Here is a 21,691-nt window from a genome sequence, read left to right on the forward strand (position 1 = left end):
TTTCCTTGGAATGGTCGGTTCATAGAAGCAGCTCAACAAGTGGAATGCTCGGCACCTGCCCCGCTTGAAAATGGGTCAAGCTCGCTTCCAGCTGGTCACTGTCAAAACGCACCGGTGTATCAAAAACAAAGCCTGCGGTGATTGTGCTGCCCCCTTGCGGGATGGCCTCCGCCGAAAAGGTGATCAGCCCCGTCGTGGCATCAAGGCTCACGGCGCTGCCCAGCCCGTCCCCGACCACAAGAGGCACCCCATCCACGGCCACGGCCAGTGTCTGCGCCACAGGCTTGGTGATCTTTCGGGAATAGGCCGCCGCCCCGTTGCCATAAGTCTTGGCCAATTGAAACGTGGCAGTCGCGCCATCTCCCTGTCCCAGCACAACATCAAGAGCCGAGGGCGACCCGGTGCTCATGGCCGTTGAATGGTCAAACGGGTCCTTGAACCTGAAACCATGAAGCCGCCCCCGAGCCTCTTCAAACAGCTCCAGCACGAGGAAAAGGTCACCAAGCGAGCGAATGCCGGTTCCTGCATCGTACCTGCGGCGAGAACCGGCCCAGTTCGAGGCGCGCACTTCGCCGCCATTCCCGAATGTCAGCACCCGTGTGCGTCGTTCTGGTCCGCCACTGGCCCCAAAGGAAATCCCTGGCGGAAAGGACTTTTCCAAAAATGTCATGGGCATTCAGCCTTTCTTTTGACCTGTCTCAAGGCAACCGCAGCGCAAATTGGGGAATGTCATCTCACTTGTTGGGATAGGATCGGAAGGCCGTGCGCTCTTGATATCAAAGAGAGTTGCGGCCGTTTTCATCCCCTCGGCAGAGCAGATTTTTCGGGCCCGTTGCCCCGATCCCAGATGCGTCGGTCCTTGAGTCCCTCCTCTTCAATGCCGACGTCATAGCCCGCGCTGTCCCCGTCCGACGGCGCGGGCAACAGCTGCTGCCACCTGGCCTTGCGAGCGCGTAAACCCTTCCACGTCCGGCGTTGAAATGTTGATGGTCACAGCGGAGCCTTGCGCACCGCCCGCTTCCACACCCAGCCGCCCGCCGGGGCCTCGCTTCAGCGGCAAGATCGCCTCTGGCCCTGCTTCGCCCATCACGCCAAGGCTTGCGCCGGTGCTGCTGCCGCCAATAGGAAAATAGGTGGGCGCTGACACCACACCGCCTTGCGCAAACGGCAGGACGGCACCCGAAGAACCGCCGGAAATGGCTCCGGAAACGGCGCCCGTTATCCCGGAAGCGATGGCCCCTTGAAGCGGTTGCAGCGCTGCTTGCAACGCGGAGCGAGAAAGCGAGAGCGCCGCCTCCGAGAGGATCGACCGTAAATCCTTGCCGGATACCACCGCGGCGGCGAGCCCGCCTGTCAACTCACGCGAAAAGTCGGAGGCCAGACCTTTAAGCTCTGTGAAGGTGGTGCGCAGCTCTTCTGCATTTGCCAAGCCCATACCATCGTCTTCAAACGCATCCATGTTAGCCCTCCCGATCTGGATACAGGTTCATCAAATGACGCAGCTCGTTCCCGCCAAGCGGCGCGTCCCGCCGCATAGCCCCCAGCGCAATCGCCAGTTCCTTTGGGGTTGCCTGCCAAAAATCGCGCGGACACCAGCCAAGGCGCGAGAAAGCCAAATGCATGGCCTCTTCCCACGGAAATGACCGTGCCTGTGGTGCCGCGCCTTCTACGGGGGGCTTTGGGAGCCCTCGCTTGTGGTGCCTTGATCTTTGAAGGTTACCGCCAGCAGGGCCTTCACGGCCCGCGCCATCCCCACCACTCCTTCAGGGCAGGTCATGGCTTGCAGCTGCGCGTTGCTCACCTCGTTGCCGCCCCCACGCAGGCCCGCACCGATAATGCGTGTCAGGTCTTGGGTGCCCAGCTTGTGCTCGGCAAACCGTATCACCAGTGCTTCCAGGCTTTCAGCGGCATAGGCATCTTCCAGTTCAGCCAGTGCGCCAAGGGTAAGCGCCATGGACCAACGCCTGCCATCAAGCTCAATGTCCACTTCACCGCGATGTCTGTTCGCCATGTCCCTGCCCCTTATGCGCTTGGAGAGAAGGTGAGTTGCCCAGCGGATTCCAGTGAAATCTCATAGGTAATCTCGCCGTTAAATTGCCCAGAATATTCAAGGCCTGAGATTTGAAAGGGGCCTTCCAGCACGCCAAAATCGGGCAGCACCACCTGCCATGTGGCAAAGGTGCCGGAGAAGAACACCTCGCGCACTGTGCTGTCGGTCGCCGCATCGCGAAAGACGCCTGCCCCCGACAGGCTTGCACTTCGGGTGCCGCTTTGTGCCAGCAGCTCCCGCCACCTGCCAGCGCTGTCTGCATTGGTAATGTCCGCCGCAACCGCGTTGAGCGCGAACCGCCGCGAGCGCAGGCCAGCCACGGTTTCAAACGTGCCGGAGCCTGTCTGGTCCAGTTTCAACAGCATGTCCTTGCCAGCTTGTGCTGCCATGCTCACCTCCATTCCTGTTGCAAGTTCAGTTTTGCGGATCTTCCGGTTCCACTATGGCTCTGCCGGTCAACTCGGCGCGCCACGTTCGCCGATCGCGCAGAACCGCAATTGCTTCGCCGATCCCGAAGATCAAACAGCGCGCGCCGCTGTCCGTTGTCAGCGGGCCGGTGGTCAAAAATGCTTTGATCCGGTCTGCAATCGAAGCCGCCTCAGTGCGGGTCAGCTCGCGCGAGTAGATGTTAATGGTAAACCGCAGCCGCTCTCCCTCTTGCGCGTGCCCTGTCAGGCTTTCGGTTTCGATGCGGGAGAGCGCCACGTATGGCATGCGAATATGGGCTGGGGCCCCGTCCACGATCCGCCCGGCGCTGCCGCCCAGCAGGCTCACAAGTTGCGCATCGCTTCTCAGCGCGGTCACCACCGCCTCCCGAAAACTGTGTTGGCTCATGGCGTTTCCTCCCGGCACATCAGCATGAGAAAACGCCCGCGCTGGTCCACGTCCACCACGGACAGAATGGTGAGGTCGAGCCCCGCCCCCGAGAGCTTCCAGCCAGCTTCCACGCTCACGCCAGCGCGGATGGTGACCCGAAATCGGTTCTGTTCCTCAAGCCTGCCCGCGCTTTCCCCCGCACTCTGCTGGGCCGCCTCCACCTTGGCCCAGACCTGTGCCTGAGCCAGATAGACCGCCTCATCACCACCATCACCTTTCAAGGTTGTGGTCGGCGCTGAGAGGGTCAGCGGCGTGTTGAGGGCACCAACCGCGCTCATATCTTCAACACCTTGTAGGGGGAAAGCGCGGCGGCAAACCCATGAGGGATCAGCCCCGTGAGCAAGCCATCTTCCACCATGTTGCGGCGTTCGTACCAGAACCCCATCAGCATCAGGATGGCCGTGCGCAGGCCCGCGGGCACATCCTCCGGCGCATCGCCGTAGCCCGCCGTCACCTCCACTTCGATGCCGTTGAGTTCTCGAAGCGATGTGCCACATCCGGCACAAAGGCGAATCCGCGCCGGATTGCTGACGAGATCGGCCACATACTGCTCCGCAGTCAGCACGATTTGGGTACCATCGGCATCATAAAGGTTCACCGCATCGACGCGGCTCACCGGAGCCATTGGCAGACGGATGATCCGATCCTTCGGTGGCTCATCCAGGTATAGACGCCACCCTTGGGTGATGAGAGCCCGCCCGCTGATGCGTTCCACCTCCTGCCTTGCGGCGGTAATCAGCCGGGTCAGCAGGCCATCTTCCAATGTGTGAGACAGGCGCAAATGGGCATGGGCGTCCTGCAGCCCCACCGGTTCTGATACCGGTGGCGCAACCAAAACCGCAGTCATGGCGGGCTCTCCTTTTGTGGGGTGCTCTGTGGCGTGAAACGGAAGGTCCGCCGGTTACGCGGCGAACTTCAGCAGCTTGATGGCGTCAAAGTCCTGCACGCCGCCGCCCACGCGCTTGGTGGTGTAAAACAGCACGTAAGGCTTGTTGGAGTAAGGATCGCGCAGGATGCGCACCCCAAGGCGATCGACCACCAGATAGCCGCGCGCGAAATCGCCAAAGGCAATGGGCGTGGTGCCGCTGCCGATGTCCGGCATGTCTTCCGCCTCTGTCACCGGAAAGCTCATGAGGCTTGCGGGCGCGCCCGGTGTCACAGGTGGCTGCCAAAGATAGTTGCCCTGCCCGTCCTTCAGTTTGCGCAGGGCAGCCTGGGAGGAGCGGTTGAACACGAAGCGCCCGTTCTGGCGAAAGCCTGCTTTCAGCGCATAAACCAGGTCAATCAGTGCATCCCCGGGGTTGGAGGCGGCAAATGCGCCATTTGCGCCCGTGTTCAGCGTGCCGATGTTGCCCCAGGTCCAACTGTCTTCATCGACCTGCGTGTAGCTCAAGAACCCTTTTGGCTCATTCACCCCATCCCCGGAGATGAAGGCCGCGCCCTCTTTTTCTGCAAAAGCTGCTTCCACTTCCTGCGCAATCCACTCATCCACGTTGATGGCCGCATCATCAAGCAGCGTCTGCGTGGCCGCAGGCATGGCGTACAGCTCCATGGTGGGGAACGCCAGCTCAGCCAGATCCGGGCTCGCGGTCTGCGTGCGCGTTGCCGTTTCGCCGACCCAGCCACTGGCAAGGCCAGACTTGGAGAACGGCTTCTTGAAGGTGTTTGCAGTGATCTGCCGGTTGCCTGCAATGGCACGGATGGGCGAGACATTGGCCAGCCGCATGAGAATGGCAGCTTCCGTTTCTTCCGGCACCAGGTAGCCGCCATCAGCATCCGAGCCCACGGAGAGCGCTTTGACTTCCAATTGGCGCAGGTCATGTTCCTGCCCCTGACGGACATAGCGCTCAAACGCCGCGTTGTGCTCGGTGGACGCAAAACCACCATCGGCGCTCTGGCGCTTGAGGCCCTCACCTGCGGCCCCTGCCTTTTCCGGACGCCGGGCTTTGAGCGCAAGCTCATTGACCCGCGCCATTTGCTTGTCCAGCGCCTCGTCCATTCGGCGCAGCTTGTCTTCTACAACCGTATCTGCCTGAGACTTTTTCTCCAGCTCCGCAAGGCGCTCATCATTGGCATGACGGTAATCTTCAAAAGCCCCCAGCAACTGGTCAAGGGCTTCGCTCGCCGTTGCCCCTGTTTGCCTTGGCGCGGCATCCGCCTTCACCACCGCGCCCTTGGGGTGAGCCAGATCCTTGGTTTCAAGTTGGGTTAGTCTCTTCGTATTCATAGGATTTTTTTCCTCTATTTAAGCACTAGGAAATTGCAGAACAGCACAACCTGTGGCCGATCCACGTCGCAATCATCTTGTGTGTCAGGAGTTGGGTTTAGCGCTTCACAGCACCTGTTGAAGCCGTGCTGATCGCAACAGCGGGAACGTCACCAGGGACACTTCCCAGAGATCCACCGCCAGCACCTCGCGGCAACCGGTGCGCGGATCACGACGGGCCTTGCGGGCCTTGAAACCGATGGAGAGACCGTTCAGCACACCGGCACGGATCAACTCGTTGGCTTCGCGCCCTTGCGCCACTCCATCGAGCACCTCACCAACCACGAACAAGCCCTCACCATCTTCACGCATGTAGGTCCACTTTCCGATCGGCCGAGACGGATCGTGCTGCCACAGCATTTTCACGTCCCCCGACGGGCGCATCACCAGTGAGCGCAAAAACGCACCTCGCTGAATGATGTCGCCACCATCATCTGCTTCGGCAAACCGGCTGGCATACCCCTCAATCTGCATCAGCTCTCCTCCTTCTGATTGACAGGCTCACGCAGTCCGAGGGCCATTCGCTCTGGCACCGTCATCTCGCCTGCAGCAGATCTCGCGTCTCGTATCGCCGCCCTTCGCTCCGCAAGAGGTTCGCCGCGCCGCCCCGTTGGGCAGCACACCTTTTGCGCCCGGCATATCCGATGCCTGACCGGCCCCGCGCTTTAAAGACTTCCTGTAGCGCCGCCACGCAAGCTGCGCCTTCAGGCGCGGGGCCGCACACCCAAGTTCCTTGAGCGCCACCCCAACATCCTGCCACTTGCTGGAGGGCAACTCTCCGTAAAAAACCGCTAGTGTTCGCATTCAAACTCCCGAGCAAAACCCAAACATGAAGAAGTTATCTTCTGCACTCATTCTCAATCTTTGCAGATGACATGATTAACAACTCACGGCCACTCGTCGTCCCGCAACACCTTGTTCAGATGGGCCACTTCCTCCAGAAACGCGTCGAGCTTTCTTGCGCCGGAAACCAGTTCCTTCAACGCCCAAAGCAACAAGCTGGTGGAACTGCTTGCCCAAAGAAACAAGGTCAGGTGGGCCAGGTCGCCACGCTCACTCAACAGCTGCAAAATCTCCATCAGCGCTCCTCTTTCACCCCATACCCAACCGCCAGCCGCTTCTCGTCCTCCGTCAGAAAGTCCGCGCTGCTGACCCTGTCCCAAAGTGCGGACCGCTCCGCACTCAACGCATCCACCCCGTCCAGATCTGCCTCCAGTATAAAGGGCTGCTCATAGGCCGGGGATAACCACGCCGACAGCGCACCGTGCACCTTCTTTGCCAGGGGAATAACTGTCTGACGCCAAAACGCCCGGTTCGCTTCCTGATAGTTGGCATAGGTGTTGTCGCCCGGCAGTCCAAGCAGCAGAGGCGGCACCCCAAGGGCCAGAGCGATCTCACGCGCGGCCTGATTTTTGGCAGCAATGAAATCCATGTCCTTTGGCGAATGAGCCATGGGCTTCCAGTCGAGCCCGCCCTCCAAAAGAAGTGGGCGCCCCGCATTCCTTGCCCCCTGATAATTGTCGGAGAGCTCGTCCTTGAGCCGTGCAAACTGTTCGTCTGTCAGATGCATGGCTTCGCCGCTGCTGCCGTAGACCAACGCGCCCGACGGGCAGGCCGCGTTGTCCAGCAGCCCCTTGCTCCAACTCGCCGCCGCGTTGTGAATGTCGAGCGGACCTTGGGCCGCTTCGAGCGCGGCAAAACCGTAGTAGTCATTGAGCGGATGAAATTGTTTCAGGTGTAATAATGCTACAACCTGCACACCCGAACCCTGAGTGATGCGGATGGTCTTGCCGCCCACAGTGTAGTCATAGGCCTCAACCCAGCCCTTAGGGCCGGGCACCACTTTCACCCGATCAGGCCGGAGTGTATGCAGCTCGCGCAGGGAACCTTCCAGCTCCACCGCCTCAATGTAGGCATTGCCAGACACCAGCAGGTGGCCGAAGACCGTCTCCAAAAAACCGGAGGCATCTTCTCCCGGCGCGGGCTTGGCAAGAAGGTCCAGCACCGGGTGGGCATGGACTTCATGCGCGCCTTCCTTGACCACCAGCGGCAGGCTGGCCGCGGCCTCACTGATCATCCGTATGGCGCGATAGGCGACCGGGTTCTTCAGGTAACCTTCGCGCACCAGCGCGCCATAATCCCGCGGTGTCCATACAGGACGGCCCTGTGTCTGCATGGCGACGAACCGAGCTGCCCGCGATGCCTTCACCTCTTCAACTGGCGTGAAAATTCTATCAAGAACCTCTCGTAAGCCCATGTTTAAACTCCATTTTCAAACGCCACTTAAAGTGATGGTTAAAGTGGTTAAAGCGTTGATTCAAAACTTTAAGTTTCCGATTCAAGCACGGCGGATTCATGAGTCCGCTGAATCGGTTAGCCGGAATATTCCAGAAGCATTTGAGCGTGCTCCGGGCAACCTCATAGTGCGCGCATGCGCGGCTCCTTGCGGGCCGTCAACATCAGCTCGCTCAAGGCCCAGACCAGTGCATCCATTCGGTCAGGTGACTTGCCGGAGGAAAGCCCACTTGGCGCAAAGTCGGCCATCTCATCTTCCAGCTCCGGAAACAGTCCCACGTGGTAGACGCGGCCCTGCTCATATAACAGCGCCACTGGTTCAGCTCGCCTGCGCTTTGATCTGGTCGCATGCACCAACTTAACCGGAATGGTTGGATCCACCCCCGCAAGCACCTCTCGAACCATCTCACCGCCCTGATTGGCTTCTGCAACGATGCAATCTGCACGCAACTCATGATAGAGATCGGTGGCCTGTTTTGCCCATCCGTTGGGACGCTGGCCGCGACTGGTCCGATCCCTCAGGATGTATGCTGTGCCCGCTGGATCCGTTCCCGCCGCCACGATCCCGCAAGCGTCTGATCGCTTGGTCGCGCTGGCTGGCGGATCAATGGCGACCACGATCCGCTCCATCTCAGGCCCCTCTTGCAAACGCCCCAACTCAAACCATTTCCTGAGAAACAATCCATCCTCACGGTCGGAAATCAGTTCTCCGTCAAGCTCTTGACGGCCAAGCCGGGTGCCGCCGTACTTGGCAATCATGGCCTCCAGAAAGCTGGGCGCAAGAAAGCCCGCATTGGCCATGGTACTCGCGCGCGTCACGACACTCTCTTTGTCACAGAGCAGTTTCCTCAGCAGCGGAACGACACGGGGTGTTGTTGTTATGAGCTGGCGCGGATGCTCACCAAGACGCAACCCAAACTGCAACATGTCATAGGTCTCTTGGGCGTAACGCCACTTCGCCAGCTCATCACACCATGCTGCCGTGAACTGCGGACCGCGCAAGGCCTCTGGATCTTCGGAGGAGAAACACCGCGCCACCACCCCGTTTGGCCATTCGAGGCGTCGACGCGAGGCGCTCCAACTGGGGCGCTCGTGCCTTGGGTGCACCTGCATCACCCCCGAAATTCCTTCCACCATCACCTCGCGCACATCATGGTAGGTCTGCCCGACCAGTGCGATCTGCCCGCTCCCTCTTGCCAGGCCAGACTGTCCGGCCCACGGCTTTCCGGTAGCCAGCGCTCGCACCCATTCAGCCCCCGCCCGCGTCTTGCCCGCACCACGTCCGCCCATGATGAGCCAGGTCCGCCAATGCCCCTCGGGAGGCAGCTGATGGGGGTGCGCGAACGCATCCCATGCATGTTGCAGATACCTCAACTGTTGGCTGGACAAGCTTTCCAAGAAAATCTCAGCCTTGCCCTGCTTCACACAAGTGCGCAAGGCGCTTTGCAAGCTGGTCTCGCAAGTGGTCATCTGGCTCCTCCGCCTCCTGTGCATCAGGGCTGTGCGCATCCTGAAGACTGATCAATGTGTCCAGTGTTTTGGCAAGGCTCGTGAGCGCTCTCGAAAGGTGATCGGTCTCTGCCAGCGACACGCTTTCTTCTGCTGAAAGCTCCTTCAGCCGCGCTTCGATACGCCCCACCTGTTTTTCAAAGGCATTATAAAGACGGGCGATCAAACGACCCCGCTCCTCCGGTTCAGCCTGTGCCAACTCTGCTGAAAGCTGTGCCTTGCGAAGCCACCCCTCCCGCCTGATGCGAGAGGTAATCGAGGATGCAGGCACCCCGGTCTCTCGTGAGATTTGAGCAATGGGCACCCCACTGGTTTCGACCCGGCGACGCACCCAGTCCCAGGTCTCTTTCGGGATCCGGCGTCCATGCGCTCGGTCGATATGGGAAGCCTTGCCAGATTGGTCAGACGTTTTTGTTGTCACCCGCACCTCCTGAACCCAGCTGCACACAGGCACAAAAAAACCGCTGTCCCGATTTCTCAGGTGCAGCGGTCATGCACATATCCGATCATTTTTTCGAAGCGCTACACGTCAGTGCCCGCTCGCCTCTCTTGATGCCTTCCCTTTGCTCAGGCCAACTCAAACGCTCTAAGGCGGCGCTCAAACCCCTCGCCTGACAGCATCAAACCACGCCAACAAATCACCCCGAAGACGCGTCATTGCCTTCATGACAACCCCATCAGCATAGCCTTCTCGACTTGCCAACAAAGCCCTCAAACCACAACCCAAGGTGCAACTCACAGTTTTTCTAGTATGCCAAAACACTATCAAACCAGCGTCACGCTGTCAAGAATTTATTCCTCATTTAGAGAGTTTAATTACGCTAGATAAGATATCCCCGCTTGGACAAATGGCAGGACGCCAAAGCCAGCGCCAAACTTCGCCATTGTCGGCGTAGGCCACCAGTTCGCGAAAATGACTTATCCCCCTCATCGGGCAGAACGGTCCATTCAAGCCTCAGGTAAAAGAGTGGTGCCGAGGTTTGATCCCGGTTCACTTGAGAAGAGGAAAGATCCGGGCACGGTGGCGCCTGCGCCTCGGGTTGCGCATCTGCGGTATGTTGAGGACCTCAGGAGGCCCCACCAACGAAAAAGGGGAACAGCAGTCCCGCTGCTCCCCTTTTTGGTCGAAATATCAGTTCGATGTCTTGGCTGTCAGCTGGCAGCAGCGCGGCGCTCAAGCACCTTGTAGATGATCAGGGCGATCACAATACCCGTCACGGAAAAGATGGCAGCAGCGGGGACCGCGCCAAACCGTTCAACGAGGAAGTTCACTGCATCAGCCACAGCCTTGCGACGGCTTCCGGTAGAAGCCACCATTTCACCCTGCAGAGCCAGATAGGCCAACACCTGGAACACGACCAAAACCACGCCGCCAGAAACAAACTTATTCATAAAAAGGCTCTTCATGACCTCTCCTTGGATCTCATGTTTTCTTGTTAAGCGAGAGATACACGAGCACATGCAACCTCCAGCTCGAAGTATGGCCGTGTAAATTATGCAAATGACATGAGTCAAGAAGCCCCGCCGTTCCGGCACCCGTTTGTTTACGGATAAGCGGGAGAGCGCTCAGTGAGAATGGGTCAGGCGCGCGCAACTGAGCGGCGCACAATCAGAATATGGAACGGCATGACGGCGCGCAGGTAAAAGCGACCAAACAGGTTTTTGGTGTGCACCCAAGTGGCGGCGTAAGCCATACCATCCCGCACCATGATGGAGATGCGGAAGTCCAGATGCTTGTCATCGGTGCCGAGAATGATCTCGTTCTCACTGCGGCTTATTACTGGAAAAATGCCAATGGTTTCCGAAGCGGCAAAATGGGTGGAGATGCCAAAAGGCTTCACCAAGGCGTTCCGCAGACGCATCAGCTGGCTGACCCAAGCCGGAAATGTCATCATCCGCTGCGCCACCTCTTCTAGGGAACATGAGGTAGGCTTGGCGTAGCAGTCCATAAAATCCCCGGGCTGCTTGTGGCCGTAGAGCAGACTGTCGCCGGGAAGCATCGCTGATTTTACTGCTGTCATTGTGTTCTACCCACCTTCAGGACCAACCGAAGCCTGCTACCGCACTGCGCCATCAGGCTTATTCCTCTTCAGATCCTTCTACCTGAGGATCTTCATTGGGCCAATACACCAAATGATCCTCATAGTCCTCCGGTTCCATGCCGTCTTCGGAGACGGTCTTTCCGCGAACCGAGATACCTGCGGCGTGGACTGTTTCCGGGTCCTTCGAGACCAGCGGATGCCACCAGTATAAATCATGGCCATCGCGCACCAGACGATAGGCGCAGGTAGGCGGCAACCACTTCAAATTGCGAACAGTTTCCGGATCGAGCTGCACACAATCCGGAACTGTTTCAAACCGGCGTTCATACTTTATGCACCGGCATGTGTGACCATCCAGAAGAGTACAGGCAACATTGGTCCAGTAGATGTCACCGGTGTCCCAGTCTTCCAGCTTGTTGAGGCAGCAGCGGCCGCACCCATCGCACAGGCTCTCCCATTCTTCAGGGGTCATCTGTTCAAGGGTTTTTGATCGCCAAAATGGCTCATCACTGCTAGAGTTGGGGGGTACCATCGTGATTTATCTCTATGCCTATATTCTAGTGTGCGTAGGAGCGGGATAAAGATACAGTGTAATGGGATCAACCCCGCTCGTCGTTTTAGTTTTGCGTATTTAGGCCAGAACGGATCAGGCTGTTGAAAGACGATCGTGATACCAGCGTAGAGCACAGCGCCACCCCGGACGCTGCTCATGGTGAAAATTCACAGCGGAACCCCCAGTCTCCGCGGAACGACGCCTCCTTTTTGCGAGGTCTGTCGCGGCGTATGCTTGCGACCGACGCATGGCTTGACACGGCCCTCTGGCGCACCGGTGAGTTTTTAAGCTCAACCTGGCGCAGCTATTCCTCATTCATGAGGCGCTTCAGAGCGCGGGGTGCATACCGCGTACTGGCCGAAGTAGGTTCAGAAGGCACCACCTATCTTCTGGTAGGCCTTGTGGTCATGGTCGCTTTCGCCCAGCCGGCGTTCAAAGAGACTGAGGCCTCGGACTGGCGCACCACCGCAGACTTCTCTGTCACGTTCCTCGATCGGTATGGAAACGAGATTGGCAAGCGCGGCATCCTTCTCAACGACAAGATCCCACTGGAAGAGATTCCTGATCACCTCATCAAGGCGACCCTCGCCACCGAGGATAGGCGCTTTTTCTCTCACTTCGGCATTGACGTGGTTGGCACCGCTCGTGCCATGGCCGAGAACGTTCGCGCCCGCCGTGTGGTGCAAGGTGGCTCCTCCATCACCCAGCAGCTCGCAAAAAACCTGTTTCTTTCAAACGAACGCACGCTTCAACGCAAAATCAAGGAAGCCTATCTGGCGTTATGGCTTGAGGCACGGCTGACCAAGCAGGAAATCTTGAAGCTGTACCTCGACCGCGCTTACATGGGCGGTGGCACATTCGGTGTCGCGGCGGCCTCTGAGTTCTATTTCGGTAAGGATGTCAGGGAGATATCCCTTGCTGAGTCTGCCATTCTGGCCGGCCTTTACAAGGCACCTTCCGCTTATGCCCCTCACAAGAACCTGCCAGCTGCCCGCGCCCGCGCCAATGAAGTTCTGACCAACATCGTTCAGGCAGGTTTTATGACCGAGGGGCAAGTTATTGCCGCACGTCGCAACCCAGCCGTTGCTGTTGACCGGAGCAAGGAAGATGCGCCAGACCATTATCTTGATTGGGCTTTTCAGGATGTAAAGAACCTTGCCGCGCAGTATCCCAAGCTGGGCGAAGACAGAATTGTTACCGTTCGCACCACCCTTGATCCCGGCTTTCAGAAGCAGGCAAAGACCTCGGTTGAAAGTACGTTGCGCCAGTATGGTGACCGCTATGGAGTTGAAGAAGCTGCCATGGCTGTTGTCACAACGACCGGTGCTGTCCGCGCAATGGTGGGGGGAAGAGATTACGACGCAAGCCAGTTTAATCGTGCTGCAGACGCCCTGCGCCAGCCCGGTTCAGCGTTCAAGCCGTTCGTCTACATGACCGCTTTCATGAACGGTTATTCCCCTGAGAGCGTTGTGCCGGATGCCCCCATCAGCATTGGTGGCTGGAGCCCGCGCAACTACAGCCGCGGCTATTCCGGACCTGTAACACTGAAAACGGCTTTGACCAGATCTATCAATACCATACCGGTACGTCTGGCGCAGGCTATCGGGCGCGACAAGATTGCCAATACCGCCTACATGATGGGCCTCCAGCATGAGCTGAAAATCACCCGCACCATGCCACTGGGCGTATCAGAAGTTACCGTCATGGACATGGCCAGCTCCTATGCCACCTTGGCGACTGGTGGCATCAAGGTGCAGCCTTATGCGGTAGAAGAGATTCGCAACTCAAGCGGGGAAATCATTTACAACCACGACAAGGATGCCCCTCGCCCACTGCGCGTTTTGCCGTTTGATAAGGTTGCCGAACTTAACGATGTGCTGGTCAATGTCGTGGAACGTGGCACGGGCCGGCGGGCACGCATAGAGGGCGTGACAGCGGCAGGCAAGACGGGAACAACTCAGGCCTACCGGGATGCCTGGTTCGTTGGCTACACTGGCAACATGTCCGCCGCTGTGTGGTTCGGGAATGATGACTTTTCCTCTACCCGCCGTATGACAGGTGGCAGTTTGCCAGCCATGACCTGGGGCAACTTCATGCGATACGCCCATCAGGAAGTTACCCTCAAGCCCATGCCCGGCGTCGATGCACCTGACTATCAGGCGACCAACCAGCTGCTTGCAGCCGAGGACGAGGAGATCGGCAAGGCACCAGAGGTTCTCAACGCTCAATCGCAACGGATTTTGAAGGCAATTGGCGAACGGCTCGCGACACTGCATGAGCCCTCCCGCCTGTCCGAACTCCAAGTCCAAGCGGCCCGCACCGTCGGTCAACAGAGCGTCCTGACCAGATGACGAAGATGCCAAAGATGCCCTCACTTGCGTTGCTCAAGCAGCCGCAGGAGCCTTTCTATGATCCAGAGACCAGTTGGCAGAAGCCTTGGCCTCGCGTATCCCGCTTGCTGTACCGGACCTCCCTGTTCTCCTTTGGGCCGTTTGTCTTATTTCTCCTTGTCACCATCGTGTTCGGGGTCGGCTCTGCATATATGGCATTGACCAAATCCTCGCCGTTTGAGGCCCTTCAAAGCGGCGTCTGGGTGGCTCACCCCAAGGCGGGCACGGATGCTGCGGACCCTTATAGTGCCGCCATTTTTGCACGCACCCTGCGCATCCCTCTTGGCAGCGGAGAGGGCCTTGCGTTTTATGCTGTGGTGGATGATCGCGGCAGGCTTCTCAACCCTTCCTGCACCTATACGATTGCAGGCAAAACTCCGCCTGCCCGTGTTTGGACGCTTACTGCGGTTAATCAGCAGCTGGAGTTGCTCGCAACCGATGCAGGCCGCAGCTACCTCAACAGCGAGAACCTGCTGCGCGACAAGGACGGCAGCTTTGAGATCACGGCCTCTCAAGACGCCCGGCCGGGCAACTGGCTGCCAACGGGAAGCGCGGGCGGCCTTGTGTTTGCGCTTCGGCTATACGATACGCCCCTCACCACAGGTGCGGGCATTGCAGGGCCGCAAATGCCTTCTATCCGACGGGGGGATTGCCAATGAGATTTCCCCATAGGCTCCGCCGTGAACTCATGAGCCCCAGATGGTATCTTTGGGGCCTTGCCGGGCTGCTCGTCGGGGGGATAATTCATATCCTCATCGTGCTGTCCGTCCCCACTCAAGTGCCGTTCAACATCTTCGACAAGGTGGCACGGTTCGGTCCTGACCGTCAGTTCCACATGCTTCCTCCCGTACTGCCGCGTACGGAACCTCTGGTGGATCTGGATCCAGCTATGCGTCATGCAATTTGCCGCTACCAGCTGGATGAAGGACCGATCCTGGTGCGGGCCGAAGTCTCCTCTCCGTTCTGGTCCGTCGCGTTGTTCAACCGCGAAGGCCAGACCATCTACAGCCTGAATGATCGCACCGCCGACAAGGGGGAAATCTCCATGCTGGTGATCACACAGCAGCAGCTTGCGATCTTGCGTGAGAACCCACCCGCAGATCTGGAAGAGATGATCATCATCGAGACGGAAGAGGTGGACGGGTTCGCTCTTCTGCGCGCATTTGTGCCAAGCGCAGCCTATGAGCCTCAGGTGCTTGATGGGTTGGAGCGGGCCGAGTGCACCTCCCGGATCAATCAGATTTGAGGATGCCCGCTCAGGTCCAACCTTCTTAAAAGGATGGCCTTCGTTTCCGATAAAAGGGAATAACTATTTTTGCGGCGGCGGCGATTCCTGCCCCCAGCCCTGAAGCACGCGAGATCGCAGCGGCTCTTTGGACCGGCGGTCTTGAACCTCTTGCAAGCCGCAGCTGTTGAAGAGCAGCAGATATTCTTCGGTCAGGCGGTCATAGGCTTGATTGGCGTCCCACACCTTGTCTTGAGATGGGGTTTCCAGTTCCAAGGTGTTTTTGGCAATCCGATACGCCTTCAGGCGAACGGTTGCCATTCCCAGCACCCAGCGCGTTACATCGTCATTCTCTTCAATTCGGGCGTAAACGCCTGCAATTTCGGCGGAAGTCGGCCCTGTACGGCGCTCCAGTGCTTGACGACGCTCGCGATCTGCCAGCGCTACACGGCGTGCCACTTCGCAGTAAGGGGCGATCAACGAACGGTCGCTGTTCATATCACTTATGATACGGGAATACCTTGTTTCGCTGGAGCGATACGTCTCCGAGCGCAGAACATCATAATATTTCTGCGGATCAATCCAGAGATACTTTTCAGGAAGGATACCGGTTCGGCGCAACTCAGTTGCTGTAATGCCGATCCAGTCCTGACTGCTGGGAGGCGCGATGAGCGCCCACGCGCGGTTGCGCATTTCTTCTTCGTCATCAGTCAGATTGAAGATGGAGACATTCTGCTTGGTGGTGTAGCGAAGGGCTTGCCCAGCCTCGGGCAGGAGCGTGTCGTTCACGACCGATGGCGTGGCTCGGCCAAAGTCCCCGGTTGGACGTGTGCATGAGGCAACCATAACTCCGCAAAGCAGAACAGTGCTTACACACAAAACACTTCTTGGCATGAAATGCCGAAAGTTCATTCCAGTAGTTTGAGCCGTCAATGCTCGCTTTGAAACCATAGGTTCAGGCCTGCCCGCTCGGGGTACAGGCCCTCAAAGATCTTCATGATCCTGCTTATGAACCGCTGCACCCTCTGTAATTTGAGGGATGGTCCCGATTCTTGGTCTCAAATCAAGCCCCCACCGTTCCTGGCGCACACCAGTGAACAGGTGAATCTGTGCCGGCCCACTTGGTTTGGCTTTCGCCTGCCGTTCACAGTACCGACGGTTTTTCGCCCTTGCGGCGTAAAAGTCATACACAGTGCCCATGTGAGTTCCCTTCCCTACTCGCAAAACACGTGACGCTTCTCCAACGACATTTCTGTTTCAGGTCGATTAAAAGCTTATCAGAGTTAATCGCCTATAAATTATTTACCCCTACTTTTATCAGGGTGTTTTGTGCCGAGGCTATACGCGTTGCCTCTGATATTTTTGATACTGAGTACTGCGTAGATCAGATCATGAAAGCGAAAAGCTCTCGTCGCTCGACGGAAACTCTAAAGCCGCGAAACCTCTCTGGGGTCCTGCTTGATGCTACTGAGGCTTTTGTCTCCAGCCAGCGCAGTGATCCCTCCGAAAAGAGAATGTTCCGCGAGCTCGCCCGCGAATACCTGCCGTACGCGGATATTTCATCCCGGTATCAGGTCGCTCAACTACTGGCCAACTCTACCAAGACGCCAGCAGAGCTTCTTGAAACTCTTGGCCGAGATGCAGACCCGGATGTCAGCGGACTGACGCTCCAACATGCCGATGGGCTATCTGAGGCGTATCTTCTTGCCGCTGTCGAGAACGGGCCACAGCACCGGCGCGATGCCATATCCAAACGGGTTAATCTACCAAAATCCGTTCTTGCTGCATTGCTATCACGAGAGGCTGACGCGACGCTGACCAGCTTCAAAGAACAGTCAGCAAGCAAGTCACCAAGCCTTTCAGCAAATACGCGCTGCACACATACTGCACAGCAGATACACACTTCCGGAATTAAGTCGTTTCTCTCTCTGCCCCCTGTACATCGCCTGTCCATCTTACAGAAATATGAAGCTCAGGCGCGAGAAGCAGAGATTTTCAACCCACACGGCGCCATTACCACTGGCAGATTGGCCAATTGCAATCAGCATGAGCTGGCCATGACTGTAATCACTGGCAAAGAAGGTGGTATTGAAGCGCTGCTGCGAGAGTACACCTCTCTTCCCTCTTCCGACATAACCGAGATGCTGGAGGACAAATCCGGCCATTGTCTCCTGATTGTTCTCAAGTCACTTGGGTTTGAGAAAAAGTACTGTGGCTGGATATTACTGCACCATCTGGGCACAGAGCTGAAGCTGGACACGCTCCGGGAGCTGCTTGCGCACTACAACGGGTTTTGCGAGCACGCTGCCCACCTGATCTTGGAAAGCTGGGCAAATGGTGCCGAACAAAAGTCCATTCGGCACTTTGCCATGTACATGGACACCCCAGGGGTACGCGAGCGGGCTCTCAATCGCTTGCGCAAAGCACGTCAACAGTCGGGTACCACCTCAGCACCGAAGATGAGTGCGCTAAACTAATTTACTGACATTCCTGAGATAACAGGGAGGCCACGCGGCGGAAGAGTTCACCTTGCAAGGTGTCTCCCGCCGCGTGAGCTGATCAGATGTCCCCATCCTTGGCGATCTCAAGAAAATGGCGACCTTCTTTGTCTTCCACTTCAACCTGCCAGAAGTCATCATCCATGCGCGCTTCCTTTTCGAGGCGCGTGATGATCTCGAAACGGTCCACGCCGCTCAGGAGCTGTTCGAATTCTCGATCGAGCGGCTTTTCTTCGGCGAAAAAGCTCTGTGGTGCAGGGCCAAACAGATCGTAGGTGCCATCAAGGCGGTCAATGGAGACGAAGATCGCGCCAGCCTCCGTTGCACCACGCTTTAAGATGCCAGCGAAGGCACCAGCAGCAAAGCACTTCCGGATGTAAGCAGTGACCCAGAACTCAGAGGTTACGCGCATGAGGATACCCAGGTCTGCTGACCGCCATCCAGACTAAAGGATCTGGATGCCACTGATCTTTTCCAGCTCTCGGACAAGTGACTCGCGGAGCTGGCCGGTCACCTCAAGCCCACGGTCCTTTTCAAACTGCTTTACAGCTGCAGTGGTTTGGCCGCCCACAACACCATCAACCGTCAGCGGACCATAGCCCAGATCGGCAAGAACCTGCTGTACGGCCTGCACCTTGTTCGTGCTTGCGGAAATCTGATCGGCGGTCAATCTGCCAGATTGGGAAATGCCTGGCGCAGTGCGAGGCTTGGGAATGCTTGCGGTCTGCACACCCAACGGTCCGCTGTCCATCGTCAAGCGTGCAAGCAGCCGAGAATTAACAGTGCCGGTCTCTGGGAGGCCTCTTGCTCTTTCATAGGCAAGCACCGCGCGCTTGGTCGCAGGTCCCTCAAGGCCGTCTACAGTGCCGGGATAGACCTTCAAACGGCGCAGTTCCCGCTGAACATCCTTCACCAGAGCCAGTTGCTCCAGCACCTGCGGATCTACCGCGGTCGCAACCGAACTTTCAGAGAGAACAGCCCGGGTAGCAAAAAGGGGCGCAGGATGCTGCCCTTCCTGAAAGATGAGCGCATTTCCTACGATCAAACAACCGGTTATACCCATCAAGATCGCCGTGGTCGTGACAAACGACCGGCTCGCCGGTTGGCGCCCTACGTCCTGTTCCGTTCCCAAGGAGTATTCGTAGTGTGCGTCCAACTCCTCGTGATCATCATGGGTGCGTGCTGGCCTTCTACGCGCCATTTACTCAATACTCCACTCACGCGACACATTTCTCCGGCAATTCTACTGTCTCGTGGGAGGGATCACACTCCATAGCCTCATGGGTGACAGGAAGACGGACCACTACACAGGTGCCCTGCCCCTTGCGACTATTGATTTGGAACTGCCCCCCTTGGCGCTCCGTCAACTGTTTGGCCAGCGCCAAGCCGAGTCCATTGCCTTTATTTGGAACGAGCCTAGCGGACTTAGCCTGAACAAATGGTTCACAGACGTGTGGAAGGTCTTCTTCGTCGATGCCAATACCCGTATCCGACACCTGAATACTAACCAGATCGGGCGAGCGTGTGGCAGAAACCGTTACGGCACCACCCTTTCTGGTAAATTTGACGGCATTTGAAAGCAAGTTTGTGAGAATCTGTTGAACAGCTGTGGGATCAGCCAACACAGCCCCAAGGTCAGCTGCGAGATCGAGGTTCAGATCGATTCCCCCCTCCTGCGCAGTCGGACGCAGCAGCGAGACACACTGATCGAGGCAAGCTTCCAGCTCGAACTCCGAGAGTTCAATGGCAAGCTCCCCTGCTTCCAAATGGGCCAGATCAAGTATGTGATCGGTGACAGTGGCCATGTGGCGGCCGGTGGACCCGATCAGTTCCAGATACTCACGCTGAGTGTTCTCCGGAATGCGGTAGTTGTTGGCGTTCAAGAGAAGCTCGGAGAAGCCCACAATGGCGTTGAGCGGCGTCTTGATTTCATGACAGGCAAGCGCCACTCCATTGTTGCGCAAGGCAAGCTGATCTTTGAGGGTGTCAATCTGCCTGTCGAGCTCCACCCGGTGGCGGTGCTCAAAGGTGACATCAACGAAATACGCTTTCTGGCTGGCATGGTAGGCTGCGGGCCAAACGCCTTCAGCGCGGCTGAACTCCACCAGATAGTAGCGCGTTTCGCCGTGATCACTTTCGGTTCTTACGCGCACTTGTTGAGGGGTGCCGGTTGCGCAGTTTTCTGTTTGCGCCTTCAAAAAGAGGTGCCGGTCATCGGAATGCAGGCGCTGAAACAGACCACGTGCGGTGACCATTCCCCCGCCCCAATGAAGCACCTTTGAAAAGGCATTGGACGTGTACCGAATTTCACCCTCTGCAGAGAAAAGGCAGAATGCCTCTCTGGTTTTTTGCAGGTGAAGGTTCTCTGTCGCAGCCTGTGTTTCCAGCTCTGTGCGGAAATGGCGATGTGCCCACGCCATGCGCAGACCGATGAGAAGCCCTTGCGCAAAAACCAAGAGCTGCCACCCGCCCTGATCCAGGCTGGTCGCAGGTGCGCCGAGAAGTTTGGAGGCAACGACGCCGGAAAAGGCAATTGCAGACACACAACCAACAGCAACAGACCCGGTGCGATCGCGGCGCAGGACCGGCTCCATGAAGCCCGCAGCAGCGATCAGCGCAGCACTGAGAAGAGAGATACCCGCAACCCAAGTTCCTATAAGAATCGCTAGGGCCGATATCACGGCAACAGAAATCTGCGCCAGTCTCTCAGCTCCGCTCCGAGAGACGACAACCAATATACCCAGATGGCATAATAACCAGCCGACACAAATCCAAAGCGCAGGCGTTATCTGCGTTGCCATCAACACAAGTAATGGGAAAGAAGCAAGGGCCACGAAGCCAGCAGCAAGACATGACCCCACCCAAGCACGATGACGAACGAGGCGCCACTGACTGGTTAAGGCGCTTGGGTGCAAAAGACCATCTAAGCAACTGATAATCAACGAAGAACCCTGCGGTTTACTCAATACACTAACCTGCCGCAGATACACCACGACTCCCCCGGCCCTTGAGCCTTCATCAGTTAAACCGTTGCCCTTTAAGGAAGGCTAAAACCCCATTCGCAAAGCAAGACGTTCACATTAACGCTTGTTTATCCAACAGGCATAACTGGAGCTTGGCAGGCTTAAGTAAAAGTTTAGTCAATTTTGTTTAGGTTTTATCGTGGATTTAATTCAAATCCATCAGGCCTCCTAAACGCGATTTTGGGAGCCTATCGATAACAATTTGATCCAAAAGGCGTTGCGCGTATTAAGCGCATGTTTAAGCCTGTCACGTGCTCGGGTTTGGTTATGTTCTCATTGCTGCGAAAGGTGTTCTGGCTGTCGCTGCTGCTTCTGTTGCTTCCCATTGGCTTGGGCAGCAACGAAGATGCGCCGTCTATTGGTTTCGTACAGGCCATTAACGCTGCGCAAACCACGTTCAGTGACCTTTCCGGTTTTTGCGACCGCAACCCCGACACCTGCGAAACAGGCAGCTCCGTGGTCACCCTCGTAGGGCTCAAAGCAAAACAAGCCGCCCGCCTTGCCTATCAGTACCTGAATGAGGATGATGTTGAAGCGCTTGATGGCGCACTTTCTGGTGACGAGAACACCATACTCTCTGAGAACGCACCGAGTTTGGACAGCGAGCTTGTGGTCAACACTCCTGATAGCGGTCAACCTGACACAGCACAGAGCGGCACACTAACCTCTGAGGACCTTGAGATACCTTGGAGGCTTGCCAAGGCAGCCGTTGAAGCAGGCGCACTTGACGAACTCAAGCAAAACGATCAAGAGCGCGCTGGCGCGCTTTTGGCTGACCCCATCGACATCGAGGGCTCAGGCGTAACCACGACGGGTTCGGTTGAAACCGCCATCCCGCTTCCTCGATCAAAGCCAACCAATTAAACTTGCGAGGCCATTCATGAGCCTCCAACGGCGCCCGTGCGGTTGACACGACATTATTCATTGCTATCTGCGTGGATGAGGGCCTGTGTGGTTGCCCCGC

Annotated in this window: 26 protein-coding genes and 1 pseudogene; 5 read left to right on the plus strand and 22 right to left on the minus strand. The window is 57.4% G+C overall.

The window, feature by feature from the left end; translation table 11 throughout:
* Positions 1-19 precede the first annotated feature (19 nt).
* From Q3Y58_RS18590 to Q3Y58_RS18675, 18 genes and pseudogenes are all read right to left on the minus strand, one after another.
* On the minus strand, positions 20-676 hold the full coding sequence (locus Q3Y58_RS18590; RefSeq protein WP_319623303.1) for a DUF2460 domain-containing protein: 657 nt from the start codon (positions 674-676) through the stop codon (positions 20-22).
* A gap of 210 nt (positions 677-886) precedes the next feature.
* Entirely contained in the window at positions 887-1,459 is a 573-nt protein-coding gene (locus tag Q3Y58_RS18595; protein WP_319623304.1) for a phage tail tape measure protein, read from the minus strand.
* Between the two features lies 1 nt (position 1,460).
* Positions 1,461-1,628, minus strand: a pseudogene (locus Q3Y58_RS18600) (phage tail assembly chaperone); the annotation flags it as partial.
* A gap of 38 nt (positions 1,629-1,666) precedes the next feature.
* The gene (locus Q3Y58_RS18605; RefSeq protein ID WP_319623305.1) at positions 1,667-2,011 is read right to left on the minus strand and encodes a gene transfer agent family protein; all 345 of its coding nucleotides are present in this window, start codon (positions 2,009-2,011) and stop codon (positions 1,667-1,669) included.
* Positions 2,012-2,022: 11 nt separating this feature from the next.
* Complete coding sequence (locus tag Q3Y58_RS18610) at positions 2,023-2,439, minus strand: phage major tail protein, TP901-1 family (RefSeq protein WP_319623306.1); 417 nt, start codon at positions 2,437-2,439, stop codon at positions 2,023-2,025.
* A gap of 25 nt (positions 2,440-2,464) precedes the next feature.
* Positions 2,465-2,884, minus strand: a complete 420-nt coding sequence (locus tag Q3Y58_RS18615; protein ID WP_319623307.1) for a DUF3168 domain-containing protein — start codon at positions 2,882-2,884, stop codon at positions 2,465-2,467.
* Positions 2,881-3,204: a phage head closure protein gene (locus tag Q3Y58_RS18620; RefSeq protein WP_319623308.1), complete on the minus strand. Its 324-nt coding sequence runs from the start codon at positions 3,202-3,204 to the stop codon at positions 2,881-2,883. The genes Q3Y58_RS18615 and Q3Y58_RS18620 overlap by 4 nt, the downstream gene beginning before the upstream one ends.
* Positions 3,201-3,773, minus strand: a complete 573-nt coding sequence (locus tag Q3Y58_RS18625; RefSeq protein WP_319623309.1) for a head-tail connector protein — start codon at positions 3,771-3,773, stop codon at positions 3,201-3,203. The genes Q3Y58_RS18620 and Q3Y58_RS18625 overlap by 4 nt, the downstream gene beginning before the upstream one ends.
* Before the next feature lie 54 nt (positions 3,774-3,827).
* Positions 3,828-5,153, minus strand: a complete 1,326-nt coding sequence (locus Q3Y58_RS18630) for a phage major capsid protein (protein ID WP_319623310.1) — start codon at positions 5,151-5,153, stop codon at positions 3,828-3,830.
* Positions 5,154-5,258: 105 nt separating this feature from the next.
* On the minus strand, positions 5,259-5,666 hold the full coding sequence (locus tag Q3Y58_RS18635; protein WP_319623311.1) for an HK97 family phage prohead protease: 408 nt from the start codon (positions 5,664-5,666) through the stop codon (positions 5,259-5,261).
* Positions 5,667-5,693: 27 nt separating this feature from the next.
* Positions 5,694-5,996, minus strand: coding sequence for a hypothetical protein (locus Q3Y58_RS18640; protein ID WP_319623312.1), 303 nt, complete (start codon positions 5,994-5,996; stop codon positions 5,694-5,696).
* Positions 5,997-6,079: 83 nt separating this feature from the next.
* Positions 6,080-6,271: a hypothetical protein gene (locus tag Q3Y58_RS18645; RefSeq protein ID WP_319623313.1), complete on the minus strand. Its 192-nt coding sequence runs from the start codon at positions 6,269-6,271 to the stop codon at positions 6,080-6,082.
* The gene (locus Q3Y58_RS18650) at positions 6,271-7,449 is read right to left on the minus strand and encodes a phage portal protein (RefSeq protein WP_319623314.1); all 1,179 of its coding nucleotides are present in this window, start codon (positions 7,447-7,449) and stop codon (positions 6,271-6,273) included. Before Q3Y58_RS18650 ends, Q3Y58_RS18645 begins: the two co-directional genes overlap by 1 nt.
* 161 nt (positions 7,450-7,610) lie before the next feature.
* A complete protein-coding gene (locus Q3Y58_RS18655; protein ID WP_319623315.1) occupies positions 7,611-8,957 on the minus strand; it encodes a DNA-packaging protein in 1,347 nt (448 codons plus the stop codon).
* Positions 8,893-9,417, minus strand: a complete 525-nt coding sequence (locus tag Q3Y58_RS18660) for a hypothetical protein (RefSeq protein WP_319623316.1) — start codon at positions 9,415-9,417, stop codon at positions 8,893-8,895. Before Q3Y58_RS18660 ends, Q3Y58_RS18655 begins: the two co-directional genes overlap by 65 nt.
* Before the next feature lie 731 nt (positions 9,418-10,148).
* Positions 10,149-10,403: a hypothetical protein gene (locus Q3Y58_RS18665; RefSeq protein ID WP_319623317.1), complete on the minus strand. Its 255-nt coding sequence runs from the start codon at positions 10,401-10,403 to the stop codon at positions 10,149-10,151.
* A 173-nt stretch (positions 10,404-10,576) separates the two neighbouring features.
* The gene (locus tag Q3Y58_RS18670; protein WP_319623318.1) at positions 10,577-11,017 is read right to left on the minus strand and encodes a DUF2867 domain-containing protein; all 441 of its coding nucleotides are present in this window, start codon (positions 11,015-11,017) and stop codon (positions 10,577-10,579) included.
* 58 nt (positions 11,018-11,075) lie between these two features.
* Entirely contained in the window at positions 11,076-11,570 is a 495-nt protein-coding gene (locus Q3Y58_RS18675) for a YcgN family cysteine cluster protein (protein WP_274217258.1), read from the minus strand.
* A 338-nt stretch (positions 11,571-11,908) separates the two neighbouring features.
* On the opposite strand from Q3Y58_RS18675, the gene Q3Y58_RS18680 reads away from it, so the two are divergent.
* Genes Q3Y58_RS18680 through Q3Y58_RS18690 form a run of 3 tightly spaced genes read left to right on the plus strand, consistent with a single transcriptional unit; the run spans position 11,909 to position 15,227 of the window.
* The gene (locus Q3Y58_RS18680; protein ID WP_413697845.1) at positions 11,909-13,942 is read left to right on the plus strand and encodes a transglycosylase domain-containing protein; all 2,034 of its coding nucleotides are present in this window, start codon (positions 11,909-11,911) and stop codon (positions 13,940-13,942) included.
* A 14-nt stretch (positions 13,943-13,956) separates the two neighbouring features.
* Positions 13,957-14,640: a DUF1214 domain-containing protein gene (locus Q3Y58_RS18685; protein WP_319623320.1), complete on the plus strand. Its 684-nt coding sequence runs from the start codon at positions 13,957-13,959 to the stop codon at positions 14,638-14,640.
* The gene (locus Q3Y58_RS18690; protein ID WP_274217261.1) at positions 14,637-15,227 is read left to right on the plus strand and encodes a DUF1254 domain-containing protein; all 591 of its coding nucleotides are present in this window, start codon (positions 14,637-14,639) and stop codon (positions 15,225-15,227) included. The genes Q3Y58_RS18685 and Q3Y58_RS18690 overlap by 4 nt, the downstream gene beginning before the upstream one ends.
* Positions 15,228-15,290: 63 nt before the next feature.
* On the opposite strand, the gene Q3Y58_RS18695 is transcribed toward Q3Y58_RS18690, so the two are convergent.
* Complete coding sequence (locus tag Q3Y58_RS18695) at positions 15,291-16,052, minus strand: hypothetical protein (protein ID WP_274217262.1); 762 nt, start codon at positions 16,050-16,052, stop codon at positions 15,291-15,293.
* A 545-nt stretch (positions 16,053-16,597) separates the two neighbouring features.
* Here Q3Y58_RS18695 and Q3Y58_RS18700 point away from each other — a divergent pair.
* Positions 16,598-17,683 carry a hypothetical protein gene (locus Q3Y58_RS18700; protein WP_319623321.1) on the plus strand — a complete coding sequence of 362 codons (1,086 nt, stop codon included), beginning with the start codon at positions 16,598-16,600 and terminating at the stop codon, positions 17,681-17,683.
* An 82-nt stretch (positions 17,684-17,765) separates the two neighbouring features.
* Here the strand turns inward: Q3Y58_RS18700 and Q3Y58_RS18705 are convergent, their stop codons facing one another.
* Genes Q3Y58_RS18705 through Q3Y58_RS18715 form a run of 3 tightly spaced genes read right to left on the minus strand, consistent with a single transcriptional unit; the run spans position 17,766 to position 20,385 of the window.
* Positions 17,766-18,116: a DUF1491 family protein gene (locus Q3Y58_RS18705; protein ID WP_319623322.1), complete on the minus strand. Its 351-nt coding sequence runs from the start codon at positions 18,114-18,116 to the stop codon at positions 17,766-17,768.
* A 33-nt stretch (positions 18,117-18,149) separates the two neighbouring features.
* Positions 18,150-18,905, minus strand: a complete 756-nt coding sequence (locus tag Q3Y58_RS18710; RefSeq protein ID WP_274217265.1) for a peptidoglycan-binding domain-containing protein — start codon at positions 18,903-18,905, stop codon at positions 18,150-18,152.
* A 16-nt stretch (positions 18,906-18,921) separates the two neighbouring features.
* On the minus strand, positions 18,922-20,385 hold the full coding sequence (locus Q3Y58_RS18715; RefSeq protein WP_319623323.1) for a sensor histidine kinase: 1,464 nt from the start codon (positions 20,383-20,385) through the stop codon (positions 18,922-18,924).
* A gap of 609 nt (positions 20,386-20,994) precedes the next feature.
* Here Q3Y58_RS18715 and Q3Y58_RS18720 point away from each other — a divergent pair.
* The gene (locus Q3Y58_RS18720; RefSeq protein WP_319623324.1) at positions 20,995-21,591 is read left to right on the plus strand and encodes a DUF5330 domain-containing protein; all 597 of its coding nucleotides are present in this window, start codon (positions 20,995-20,997) and stop codon (positions 21,589-21,591) included.
* Positions 21,592-21,691 lie beyond the last annotated feature (100 nt).

Source organism: Nesiotobacter zosterae (assembly GCF_033843645.1).
Classification (GTDB): Bacteria; Pseudomonadota; Alphaproteobacteria; order Rhizobiales; family Stappiaceae; genus Pseudovibrio; species Pseudovibrio zosterae.

Coding starts and splice junctions, on each gene's coding strand:
- Q3Y58_RS18590 (WP_319623303.1), bottom strand. CDS start 676: ATGCCCATGACATTTTTGGAAAAGTCCTTTCCGCCAGGGATTTCCTTT.
- Q3Y58_RS18595 (WP_319623304.1), bottom strand. CDS start 1,459: ATGGATGCGTTTGAAGACGATGGTATGGGCTTGGCAAATGCAGAAGAG.
- Q3Y58_RS18605 (WP_319623305.1), bottom strand. CDS start 2,011: ATGGCGAACAGACATCGCGGTGAAGTGGACATTGAGCTTGATGGCAGG.
- Q3Y58_RS18610 (WP_319623306.1), bottom strand. CDS start 2,439: ATGGCAGCACAAGCTGGCAAGGACATGCTGTTGAAACTGGACCAGACA.
- Q3Y58_RS18615 (WP_319623307.1), bottom strand. CDS start 2,884: ATGAGCCAACACAGTTTTCGGGAGGCGGTGGTGACCGCGCTGAGAAGC.
- Q3Y58_RS18620 (WP_319623308.1), bottom strand. CDS start 3,204: ATGAGCGCGGTTGGTGCCCTCAACACGCCGCTGACCCTCTCAGCGCCG.
- Q3Y58_RS18625 (WP_319623309.1), bottom strand. CDS start 3,773: ATGACTGCGGTTTTGGTTGCGCCACCGGTATCAGAACCGGTGGGGCTG.
- Q3Y58_RS18630 (WP_319623310.1), bottom strand. CDS start 5,153: ATGAATACGAAGAGACTAACCCAACTTGAAACCAAGGATCTGGCTCAC.
- Q3Y58_RS18635 (WP_319623311.1), bottom strand. CDS start 5,666: ATGCAGATTGAGGGGTATGCCAGCCGGTTTGCCGAAGCAGATGATGGT.
- Q3Y58_RS18640 (WP_319623312.1), bottom strand. CDS start 5,996: ATGCGAACACTAGCGGTTTTTTACGGAGAGTTGCCCTCCAGCAAGTGG.
- Q3Y58_RS18645 (WP_319623313.1), bottom strand. CDS start 6,271: ATGGAGATTTTGCAGCTGTTGAGTGAGCGTGGCGACCTGGCCCACCTG.
- Q3Y58_RS18650 (WP_319623314.1), bottom strand. CDS start 7,449: ATGGGCTTACGAGAGGTTCTTGATAGAATTTTCACGCCAGTTGAAGAG.
- Q3Y58_RS18655 (WP_319623315.1), bottom strand. CDS start 8,957: ATGACCACTTGCGAGACCAGCTTGCAAAGCGCCTTGCGCACTTGTGTG.
- Q3Y58_RS18665 (WP_319623317.1), bottom strand. CDS start 10,403: ATGAAGAGCCTTTTTATGAATAAGTTTGTTTCTGGCGGCGTGGTTTTG.
- Q3Y58_RS18670 (WP_319623318.1), bottom strand. CDS start 11,017: ATGACAGCAGTAAAATCAGCGATGCTTCCCGGCGACAGTCTGCTCTAC.
- Q3Y58_RS18675 (WP_274217258.1), bottom strand. CDS start 11,570: ATGGTACCCCCCAACTCTAGCAGTGATGAGCCATTTTGGCGATCAAAA.
- Q3Y58_RS18680 (WP_413697845.1), top strand. CDS start 11,909: ATGAGGCGCTTCAGAGCGCGGGGTGCATACCGCGTACTGGCCGAAGTA.
- Q3Y58_RS18685 (WP_319623320.1), top strand. CDS start 13,957: ATGCCCTCACTTGCGTTGCTCAAGCAGCCGCAGGAGCCTTTCTATGAT.
- Q3Y58_RS18690 (WP_274217261.1), top strand. CDS start 14,637: ATGAGATTTCCCCATAGGCTCCGCCGTGAACTCATGAGCCCCAGATGG.
- Q3Y58_RS18695 (WP_274217262.1), bottom strand. CDS start 16,052: ATGGTTGCCTCATGCACACGTCCAACCGGGGACTTTGGCCGAGCCACG.
- Q3Y58_RS18700 (WP_319623321.1), top strand. CDS start 16,598: ATGAAAGCGAAAAGCTCTCGTCGCTCGACGGAAACTCTAAAGCCGCGA.
- Q3Y58_RS18705 (WP_319623322.1), bottom strand. CDS start 18,116: ATGCGCGTAACCTCTGAGTTCTGGGTCACTGCTTACATCCGGAAGTGC.
- Q3Y58_RS18710 (WP_274217265.1), bottom strand. CDS start 18,905: ATGGCGCGTAGAAGGCCAGCACGCACCCATGATGATCACGAGGAGTTG.
- Q3Y58_RS18720 (WP_319623324.1), top strand. CDS start 20,995: ATGTTCTCATTGCTGCGAAAGGTGTTCTGGCTGTCGCTGCTGCTTCTG.